Raw genomic sequence first — 9854 nt, forward strand, 5'->3', positions numbered from 1 at the left:
GCCCGCACTTCTGGCCGGCGGTGTCGCCGGGGTCGTCCTCGGCGTTCTCGCGTGGTTCTTGCAGCCGGCGGTGACTGTCAGCGGCGGGACCGTCGCAGTCGCCGACGATGGCCATGTGCCCACCTTCGCACCGGGAGAGCGCGTCGTGTGGATGCGTAGCGTCACGATGTCCCGGCTCGGGATGGTCATCCTCCTCGGACTCGGAATCCTTCTCCTGGGTGGTGCGGTGTTCGACGCTCTTGCTGGGGGATCAGCCTGGCCCATTCTGCTCTCGGTTGCTCTTGTGGTGGGGCTCGCGATCACCGCGACCGGCCTCTTCCGGGTGCGGGTCGACGACTCCGGCGTGCGGGTGATCAGCTATCTCGGTGTTCCGCGCTTCCACGTTCCGCTGACCGAGATCGCTGCCGTGCGCGCCATCCTCGTCAACCCGCTGGCGGACTTCGGCGGGTGGGGCGTGCGCACCGCGCTGGACGGCCGGACGGGCGTCGTTCTGCGTCGCGGCGAGGCGCTCGAGATCGCCAAGAGAAGCGGGCGCGTGTTTGTCGTGACCGTCGATGACGCCGCAACGGCTGCGGCGGCGATTGAGGGCCTTCGCGCCCGTGAGGAGGCAAAGAACTGACCAACGACCAGCAGGCCACCCGGGTCGCCACGAGTGCCGCTACTGGCCAATTCCGGCGCCAGCCACCACTCGCACCAGAGCGAACCCGTTGACCTCGCCCCCTCCGGCGCGGTTGTCTGGCGATATGACAGTGCCAACTCCGGATGCGTGGACGCGTGTCGATCACTACCTGACAGAGACTCTTGTCGAGCAGGATGCTGCGCTCGAGGCGGCACTTGCCGATCAGAGCAGCGCTGGGCTGCCGGCGATCGAGGTAGCCCCCGTGAACGCCAAGTTCCTGCACCTGCTCGCAAGAATCGCCGGCGCCCGCCGGGTGCTTGAGGTCGGCACGCTCGGTGGGTACTCGACGATCTGGCTGGCCCGCGCGCTTCCCGCTGGGGGGAGGGTGATTACGATCGAGGCGGAACCGGTCAACGCGTCGATCGCGCGCGCCAACCTCGATCGAGCGGGCGTCGGAGATCGCGTTGAGGTCCGCGTCGGGAAGGCCGCTGACGTCTTGCCGGCCCTGGGGGAGGGCGACCCGTTCGACCTCGTCTTCATCGACGCTGACAAGGAGTCCAACACGCTCTACCTCGACTGGGCTGCGCGCCTCGGGCGTCCGGGAACCGTTGTCGTCGTCGACAACATCGGCCGATCCGGCCAGGTCGCCGATCCGCTCGACACGACCAGCCAGGTCGTCGGTACCCGGCGCGGACTCGAGATGCTCCGCGATGATCCGCGGTTCGATGCGACTGCCCTGCAGACCCTCGACCGCAAGGGATGGGATGGGATCGCGCTCGCGGTGGTGGTCTGAGCTTTTCTCCGCCCAGCGGGCCTGTGGCGCAGCATCCGTCGTCACTAGACTCGATGTCGGACCGACGACGCTCCGACACAACCCTCCCAAACAAGGAGTCCTTTCGTGGCATTGATTGAGGCTGTAGGCGCGCGCGAGATTCTCGATTCGCGCGGCAACCCGACCGTCGAGGTGGAAGTCCTCCTCGAAGACGGCACCGTTCAGCGGGCGGCCGTCCCGTCCGGTGCATCCACCGGCGCATTCGAGGCGTATGAACTGCGTGACGGCGACAAGAGCCGGTACGGCGGCAAGGGCGTGCTCAAGGCCGTCGCTGCCGTCATCGACGAACTCGGCCCCGCGCTTGAGGGCGTGGATGCCAGCGAGCAGCGCATCGTCGATGAGATCCTCATCGAGACCGATGGCACCGACAACAAGTCGCGCTGCGGCGCGAACGCGATCCTCGGCGTGAGCCTGGCCGTCGCCAAGGCCGCGGCCGACAGCGCCGACCTGCCGCTGTTCCGCTACCTCGGCGGACCCAACGCGCACGTGCTGCCCGTTCCGCTGTTCAACGTCATCAACGGTGGCGAGCACGCCGACAACGGCATCGACTTCCAGGAGTTCTTCCTCGCACCCATCGGCGCTGAGACCTACGCCGAGTCGCTGCGCTGGGGCACCGAGACCTACCACGTCCTCAAGGGCGAGCTGAAGGCTGCGGGCTTCTCGACCGGCCTCGGTGACGAGGGTGGTTTCGCCCCCGACCTGCCCAGCAACCGCGAGGGCCTGGACTTCCTCATGAAGGCGATCGAGAAGGCCGGCTTCACCCCCGGCAAAGACATCGCCGTGGGTCTGGATGTCGCTGCCACCGAGTTCTTCTCCGACGGTGTCTACACCGTCGAGGGCAAGCCGTGGACGGCAGCTGAGCTGACCGACTACTTCGCGGACCTCGTCGCGAACTACCCGATCGTCACGATCGAGGACGCGCTCGCCGAGGACGACTGGGACGCGTGGAAGGCTCTCACCGACGCGATCGGCTCGAAGGTGCAGCTGGTCGGTGACGACCTGTTCGTGACCAACCCGAGCCGCCTGCAGCGCGGCATCGACCTGGGTGTTGCCAACGCGCTGCTGGTGAAGGTCAACCAGATCGGCACGCTCTCCGAGACCCTGGATGCCGTGGCTCTTGCCACCTCCAACGGCTACCGTTCGATGCTGTCGCACCGCTCGGGCGAGACCGAAGACACCACGATCGCCGACCTGGCGGTCGCCGTGAACTGCGGTCAGATCAAGACCGGTGCGCCTGCCCGCAGCGAGCGTGTCGCGAAATACAATCAGCTTCTGCGCATCGAAGAAGAACTCGGCGACGCGGCGGTCTTCGCCGGTCGTGGAGCCTTCCCCCGATTCAAGGGCTGATGCGCTCGAACTGACCTGACGAGAGGGGAGCCGCGATGACGAATCCGGCTCCCCCTTCTCGTTCCCGCGGTGCTCGCTCGGCGCGCCGCGTCGACGTACGGGGCTGGCTCGGCGGCATCCGGCTCTCAGGCTTCATGGTGATCATGCTGGGCCTCGTCGTTCTCGCGGCCTTCGTCCTGGTTCCGACCGTGGGCACCTACCTCGAGCAGAGGCAGCGGATCGCGGCACTCGAACAGGCTGTGCAGGTAACTCAGGACGAGATCGCAGCTCTCGAGACCGAGAAAGACCGGTGGCAGGACCCGGCCTACATCACGACGCAGGCTCGGGAGCGGCTCTATTACGTGCGCCCCGGTGAGGTCGTGTATCTCGTCGACGATGATCTTCCCGACTCGGCGATACCCGCAGAGCAGGCGCCCGTGAGCGATGAGGTCGTGCAAACCACGACCGACTGGATGTCGCAGCTCGTGCGCTCGGTGACCGCGGCGGGGCTCGCGAAGACCGCCGCGCTTCCGGTCATCGGGATCCCCGATCCTGAGCCGACTCCCTCGGAGTCGACAGTCGCGCCGTGACCGTTGTTCGGGTCCGGAAAGCAGCAACTGTCTGACAAGTCTCCGTCGCCGCGGAACACGCAGCCGAACTTCAGGAGCTGATCGGTAGCCTGGAGAGGTGTCCAGGCCTCCGTTCGCTCCCGTTACCGAGGCTGAACTCGCCGTTCTGCGCGAGCAGCTGGGTCGCCCGGCTCGAGGAGTGCTCGGGATCGCCGCGCGCTGCGCCTGCGGAAACCCGACGGTTGTCGCCACCGCCCCGCGACTTCCCGACGGCACGCCGTTTCCGACGTTCTATTACCTGACGCATCCGGGTGCGACGGCCGCGATGTCGGTGCTCGAGGCCGACCACACCATGCGTGAGCTGGCTGACCAGCTCGATGTGGACGACGAGATCGCGGCGGTCTACCGTCTCGCGCACCAGAGCTATCTCGAGGACCGCGCCCAGTACGGCGACCCGGAGGAGATCGCTGGTATCTCGGCGGGCGGCATGCCGACACGCGTGAAGTGTCTGCACGCTGTGCTGGCGCACTCGCTTGCCGCGGGGCCGGGGGTGAACCCGATCGGGGACCGGGCGCTGGCACTGTCAGATTGGTCCCCGGATCGTTGCGTCTGCACCGACCCGGGAGCTGCCATCCGCCCGGTGGAGGCTGTTTCCGAGGAGATCGCGTGAGCGCTGCGACGGCGCCAGAGCCCCGCCGCCGCTCTCTCGGGCGGCTGGCAGCCGTGACGCTCGCGATCGTCGGCATCATCGCGCTGCCCGGTTTCACCGTTCCCCCCTCGCCGTCGCCGTCTGAGGCCGACCCGCTCCGGGCGGCGGAGTACTGGCTCGACGATTACGGCATCCGGGACGCCTGGAAAACCTCCACGGGCGCAGGCGTGAAGATCGCCATCATCGACACCGGAATCGGCAAAGGACCCCCGGAGTTCTCGGGAGTTGTCGGCGGCACGGATGTCTCTGGCCTCGGGTCGCCGGACGGTCGCACGCCCGTGGGAGCGCGAGACCCCGATCACGGCAGCTGGGTCGCGTCCCTCGCCGCCTCCCGCGGAACGAGCCCTGTGACCGGCATGACCGGTGTGGCACCGGATGCCGAGCTCCTGTCGATCTCGGTGGGATTCGGTGTGTCGGCATCCGTCCCCTTCACGGAGCAGATCGCTCAAGCGATCTATTGGGCTGTCGACAACGGCGCCGACATCATCAACCTGTCGTTCACGACGAATACCCCGGACTGGGATCGCAGCTGGGACGACGCATTCATGTATGCCTTCGAACACGATGTCGTGGTCGTCGCGGCCGCCGGAAACCGGGGGAGCGGGACGGGAGTCGTCGGTGCCCCGGCAACGATCCCCGGTGTTCTCGTGGTCGGCGGAGTGGATCCGCAGGGGCGCGCAAGCCTGGACGCCTCGACGCAGGGCATCACGATCGCTGTCGTTGCGCCGAGCGAGAAGCTCCTGGGCGTCTCTGCCGACGGCACCGTGGTCGAATGGCCCGGCACCAGTGGTGCTGCCCCGATTGTGGCGGGTATTGCCGCACTCGTGCGTTCCGCCTATCCCGACATGGATGCCGACAATGTCATCAATCACATCATCCGCACCGCGACCCCGCCCGCCGGAGTGACGGAGCTTCCCGATCCGCTCTACGGGTACGGCCTGGTGGATGCGCAGGCCGCGGTGACGGCATCCGTACCCGCGGTCAGCGAGAACCCCCTGGGGAGCCTCGCGGAGTGGATCACCATCTACCGTCGGGCAAATCTCGTGCCCGATCCCGAGCCGACAGTTCCCCCTGCCGCAGTCGAACCCCTCCCTCCCGTGGAGCAGCAAGCTGCGGCCTCGCCGCTGCTGCCGAGTACCGAGTCACTGCTGTATGGGACTGTTCCGCTGACGGCGGGCACGGTCGCGGCTATACTGGTGGCGCTCGGCGTCACCGCTGCTGTCCGACGCGTCCGATTGGCGTCCCGCGCCCCCCGCCGCTGAAACATCTCAGGAGTTCTCCCATCGTGAGCAACACCACGCCCAGGATCCTTATTGTCGGCGGAGGGTATGCCGGCTTTTACACGGCCTGGAAACTCGAGAAGCACCTTCGCCGCGGCGAAGCACAGGTGACGATCGTCGACCCGCTTCCGTACATGACCTACCAACCGTTCCTTCCCGAGGTCGCTGCGGGCTCGATCGAGGCTCGCCACTCGGTGGTGTCGCTGCGTCGTCACCTCAAGCGCACGCGCGTCGTGACGGCCAAGATCACCGGAATCGACCACGCCAACAAGGTAGCGACGGTTACTCCGGCCCTCGGTGAGCCGTGGCAGGAAGAGTACGACCAGATCGTGGTCACCGCGGGCGCCGTCTCGCGCACCTTCCCGATCCCCGGGATCGCCGACAACGCCATCGGGCTGAAGACGATCGAAGAGGCCGTCGCGATCCGCGACAAGCTCTTCTCGAACTTTGACAAGGCAGCGACCCTTCGCCCCGGACCCGAGCGGGAGCGCCTGCTCACCGTCGTCGTCGTGGGTGGTGGGTTCGCGGGCATCGAGGTCTTCGCCGAGCTTCGCTCCATCGCATCCGCTCTGCTCAAGAAGTACCCCGAGCTGAGCTTCGACGAGACCCACTTCCACCTCATCGAGGCGATGGGCCGGATCATGCCCGAGGTCTCGCTCGAGACTAGCAAGTGGGTCATGAAGTCACTCGGTGAGCGCGGTGCAGCAGTCCACCTCGACACGCAGGTCACCGGAGCGGTCGGCGGCAACGTCGAGCTCTCCACCGGGGAGGTCATCCCGAGCGATCTGATCGTCTGGACCGCCGGTGTCATGGCAAACCCGACAGTCGTGCGGGGCAGCGACCTGCCCGTCGAGGAACGTGGCCGCATCCGTACCCGCGCCGACCTTCGCGTCGGCAGCGAGGATGAGATCGTCGAGGGTGCCTGGGCCGCCGGTGACGTTGCGGCGGTGCCCGACCTCACGGGCGGTGGCGTCGGCGGGTACTGCGTTCCGAACGCGCAGCACGCCGTGCGTCAGGCCAAGCTCATGGCCAAGAACATCACCGCGGTCCTGCGCGGCGAGCTTCCCGTCGAGTACGTGCACAAGAACCTCGGCGCCGTCGCGGGTCTTGGTCTGTACAACGGTGTATTCCAGTCGGGCAAGCTTGCGCTCAAGGGCTTCATCGCCTGGCTTGCGCACCGCGGCTACCACGGCCTGGCGATGCCGTCGTGGGAGCGCAAGTGGCGGGTCATCTGGGGTTGGTGGAACAACCTCTGGCTCGGCCGTGACATCGTGAACCTGTCGACCGTGCAGCACCCGCGGTACGTGTTCGAGGAGTTTGCGGCGCGTCCGAAGCCAAAGCCGGCCGAGTCGGAGCCTGAGAAGGTCGCCGCGAAGTCCTGACACTGTCGGTCGCGGGCGCCCCTGCGGGTAGCGTGGGATCGCTGATCACGGCGCGCCCCCGTAGCCCAATGGCAGAGGCAGGCGACTTAAAATCGCTCAAGTGTGGGTTCGAGTCCCACCGGGGGTACACGGCACCGTGCCGCGCGCAGCGCGGCGGGGTGCCGTGTCGCTTTGGTGGGCGAGAAGCCCACTCGGGCCCACGCCGCCGGAGGCTCCGCGCGCTGCGCAGCGGCGCGTGGAGTGGCGGTGGGGCGGGGTTCGAGAGCCACACTGGGGGTGTGCGGGTGTGTCACTCGTTGCGGGTGATGCGGGCGGCCGCTCCCGGGGCGATGTGGTGGAGGGTGGTCAGGATCCGTGCACGACCGATGACGATCTCGTCCTTGCCGCGCTCGATCGCCTGGGCCGCTTGCTGGGCGGCATCCTCGGGCGATATCTTGCCGCTCCCGCGACCGCGGGTCGTATCGGTATCCACAAGCGGGAGCATGATGCGAATCGAGCTCAACTGGGGGTGGCTCTTAGCCCACTGGTAGCGAAGCGACAGGGCGAATGCGGCGAGTCCCGCCTTGGCGGCGCAGTAGGCGGGCGCGGACTGTTTGGGCGCAAAGCCGAGCGTGCTCGTGATGAAGGCGACCCCAGCGCATGACTGTTCTTCGAGATGAGGGCGCGCGAGGGCGGTCAGGGCGAGCGGTGCCTCCAAATCGACTCGGATCTCGCGGAGCGAGGCCTGCTCGGCCTGCGCGGATGTGTCCGCGTCGAACCGGATGCCGGTTTGCGTCGCTGCGTTGTTCACGAGGAGCGTCAATCCACCGAGGTGATCAGCGGCGGTCTCGATGAGACGTCGCCGGTCACCGGGATCTTCGACGTCCGCGACGATCCCGGTGAGTCCGTGCGCGTTCGCCGCGGCGACGGCTTCGACGGATCGTCCGCAGACCGCGACGAGGGCGCCCGTGCTCTGCATCCGGCGCGCCAGGGCCCATCCGAACCCGCGGGTGCCGCCCGTTATCAGCACACGCTCAGTGAGCGCGGTCGGCGCGCTCACGCAGCACCGGCGCCTGTCTCTGCGGCGCGGTAGCCGTCCTCGATCCCCACGAGAATCTGGTCGACGCGGAAGTACGGCTCGGAGAAGAAGGAGGTGTCGCGGAGCTTCTCGAAGAGAAGATTCCAGTCCGCAAGGTCGGTCACGTGGGCGATGAGGATGTCGGACGACGCGGCGGAGTAGGACTCCACGTCGATCCACTGGGTGTGGATTCGGGGGTGCGCCGCGAACGCGGTGAGCAGTTCGTCGGCACGGACGGCGGCGCGTCGTTCGTGGGGGAGGCGGAGCCAGGAGGGGAGTGCCGTGAGATGGACGAAGACGACGAATCGGGTTTCTGTAGCAGCTGCTTCGTTAATCATGAGGCGAGCGTATATGTAGCAACTGCTACAGTCAAGGAGTGGCGAGACCCATTGATGCGCAGCGACGACAGGAACTGCTCGACGGCACTGTGGACTACCTCATCGGGCACGGAGTCGCCGGACTTTCACTGCGACCCCTCGCGGACGCGTTGGGAACGAGTGATCGGATGCTCATTCACCACTTCGGCTCGAAGCAGGAGCTGCTCACCCAGGCGCTCGCGGCAAGCGCGCCCCGTGTGCCCCCGTTCGACACCAGCGCGCGCCTCGACGACACCATCCTCGGCATATGGCACGCCATGGCCGAGGGGAGTCAACGAGCCCGCGTCATGCTGACGCTCGAAGTGATGGCGCTTGCCGTTCACGACGAGACACTCCGACCTCTCGCTCTGGCAACGACCACGGAGTGGCTCGACCGCGTTACGGAAGCACTTGAGCGCCACCCGGCCTACAGTGGTGATCCGCGTGAGGGCGCCACCCTCCTCGTCAGCGGACTGAAGGGGTTCGCTCTCGATCTCTACGTGACGGGAGACACTGCGCGCGTGGAGTCGGCCGTGCGGCGGCTCGCTCGAGCGCTCGTCGACCTCTAGTGGCGTGTGGATGGCTGCCGCATGGGTTCGAATGCTTCACTCGCTCGATTGGCATGACCATGCGATCTCGCGCTCGAACTGGCCCGTGCGTGAAATGGCCGCACCTGCTCCGTTCCCGCCAGCGCGACCGCGAGATCGTCGCGGTCTGCGGGCAGGAATCCCAGGCTTTGCCAGAACGGTCCCGAGCGGCGGCTGAAGAGCCACGCGCGCCGCACCCCCTCCTGCGAGGCTTGGTGGAGGGCGAACCGCGCCGCTTCCGCGCCTCGGCCACCAGACCGGAGGCGCGGAGTGACCGCGACGCTCCGGATGAGTACGTGAACACCGTCGGCGCTCAGTTCGTACCCGGCGCTTGCGACGATGGCGCCGGTGGGGTCGCGCTCGATCCACAGCCGCGCGGTCGGCGAGTCCAGCCCGCTCGCGGTGAGATCCACGCGGCCGAGAAACTCCTCGAGGTCGTGGATATCGCCCACCTGACATGGCTCGAGTCTCACGTGCCAAGTCAATCACCGATGGGCCGCGCGGGCGTGTCAATGTCGGAACCCCCTCGTAGTGTCGGGGTATGGATGAGGTTGGCATGGGCGAGTCGGGGCAGCGGCCCGAGGGTCCGGATGCTGACGTGTTCCTGTATGAGGGTGATGTGCGGGAGTGGGATGCCGAGGTGGCGGGGTGGGTGCCGCCGCGTCCGGACGCTGTCGCCCTCGTGTTGGAGGCTGCCGACCTGGAGGCGGTGTTCGCGGCGCAACGGTTCGCTCGGGTCGATGACCTCCGCCTGGAGGCTCTCGATGATGTGTCGCGGTATGGGGGCGGGTCGCGGGAGCTGGTGATGCGCTCCCTCCGGCTGGAACTCGCGTCTGCTCTGCGGATCACGGAGAACGCGGCGGGGATGATGCTCTCCCGCGCCGAATCACTCGTCCACTCCTACCCGACGGTTCTGGAGTCCCTCTCCCACGCAAACGTGACGGTCCGTCACGCGGAGATCCTGGTCGATGACCTCGATGTACTCGACCCCGATGTCGCGGCGGGCCTGGTGGGGCGGGCGCTGGAGCTCGCGGAATCGCTGCCGGTGGGATCGTTTCGGCGGTCGCTACGCCGCCTGATTGACCGGGAAACCGCGCCGAGCCTGACGGAGCGTCACGAAGCCGCGGTGCGGGGTCG

Annotated in this window: 10 protein-coding genes, 1 tRNA gene and 2 pseudogenes; 10 read left to right on the top strand and 3 right to left on the bottom strand. The window is 67.4% G+C overall.

The features are described 5' to 3' along the window. From B3587_RS00600 to B3587_RS00635, 8 genes and pseudogenes are all read left to right on the top strand, one after another. A pseudogene (locus B3587_RS00600) lies at positions 1 to 619 on the top strand (DUF1648 domain-containing protein); the annotation flags it as partial. Positions 620 to 743: 124 nt separating this feature from the next. Beyond that, positions 744 to 1412: an O-methyltransferase gene (locus tag B3587_RS00605; protein WP_228177022.1), complete on the top strand. Its 669-nt coding sequence runs from the start codon at positions 744 to 746 to the stop codon at positions 1410 to 1412. Positions 1413 to 1517: 105 nt separating this feature from the next. Then, on the top strand, positions 1518 to 2798 hold the full coding sequence (eno, locus tag B3587_RS00610) for a phosphopyruvate hydratase (protein ID WP_228177023.1): 1281 nt from the start codon (positions 1518 to 1520) through the stop codon (positions 2796 to 2798). A 35-nt stretch (positions 2799 to 2833) separates the two neighbouring features. After that, positions 2834 to 3367: an FtsB family cell division protein gene (locus B3587_RS00615; protein ID WP_228177024.1), complete on the top strand. Its 534-nt coding sequence runs from the start codon at positions 2834 to 2836 to the stop codon at positions 3365 to 3367. Positions 3368 to 3464: 97 nt separating this feature from the next. Next, positions 3465 to 4016 carry a DUF501 domain-containing protein gene (locus B3587_RS00620; RefSeq protein ID WP_292725769.1) on the top strand — a complete coding sequence of 184 codons (552 nt, stop codon included), beginning with the start codon at positions 3465 to 3467 and terminating at the stop codon, positions 4014 to 4016. Continuing rightward, positions 4013 to 5317, top strand: a complete 1305-nt coding sequence (locus B3587_RS00625; RefSeq protein WP_292725771.1) for a S8 family peptidase — start codon at positions 4013 to 4015, stop codon at positions 5315 to 5317. Before B3587_RS00620 ends, B3587_RS00625 begins: the two co-directional genes overlap by 4 nt. 23 nt (positions 5318 to 5340) lie before the next feature. Beyond that, positions 5341 to 6717, top strand: a complete 1377-nt coding sequence (locus B3587_RS00630) for an NAD(P)/FAD-dependent oxidoreductase (RefSeq protein WP_292725773.1) — start codon at positions 5341 to 5343, stop codon at positions 6715 to 6717. A 54-nt stretch (positions 6718 to 6771) separates the two neighbouring features. Further along, positions 6772 to 6844 (top strand) — tRNA-Leu (locus B3587_RS00635). Positions 6845 to 7006: 162 nt separating this feature from the next. Here B3587_RS00635 and B3587_RS00640 read toward each other — a convergent pair. After that, a complete protein-coding gene (locus B3587_RS00640; RefSeq protein ID WP_292725775.1) occupies positions 7007 to 7756 on the bottom strand; it encodes an SDR family NAD(P)-dependent oxidoreductase in 750 nt (249 codons plus the stop codon). Further along, positions 7753 to 8112, bottom strand: coding sequence for a darcynin family protein (locus B3587_RS00645; protein WP_292725777.1), 360 nt, complete (start codon positions 8110 to 8112; stop codon positions 7753 to 7755). Before B3587_RS00645 ends, B3587_RS00640 begins: the two co-directional genes overlap by 4 nt. Positions 8113 to 8150: 38 nt before the next feature. Here B3587_RS00645 and B3587_RS00650 point away from each other — a divergent pair, with 38 nt between their 5' ends. Further along, positions 8151 to 8699 carry a TetR/AcrR family transcriptional regulator gene (locus tag B3587_RS00650; RefSeq protein ID WP_292725778.1) on the top strand — a complete coding sequence of 183 codons (549 nt, stop codon included), beginning with the start codon at positions 8151 to 8153 and terminating at the stop codon, positions 8697 to 8699. Here B3587_RS00650 and B3587_RS00655 read toward each other — a convergent pair. After that, positions 8696 to 9190, bottom strand: a complete 495-nt coding sequence (locus tag B3587_RS00655; protein ID WP_308017234.1) for a GNAT family N-acetyltransferase — start codon at positions 9188 to 9190, stop codon at positions 8696 to 8698. The two genes, B3587_RS00650 and B3587_RS00655, sit on opposite strands and share 4 nt — an antisense overlap. Positions 9191 to 9258: 68 nt before the next feature. On the opposite strand from B3587_RS00655, the pseudogene B3587_RS00660 reads away from it, so the two are divergent. Then, positions 9259 to 9854, top strand: a pseudogene (locus B3587_RS00660) (hypothetical protein); the annotation flags it as partial.

Origin of the sequence: Microbacterium sp. UBA837 (assembly GCF_002296025.1) — a bacterium.
Classification (GTDB): Bacteria; Actinomycetota; Actinomycetes; order Actinomycetales; family Microbacteriaceae; genus Microbacterium.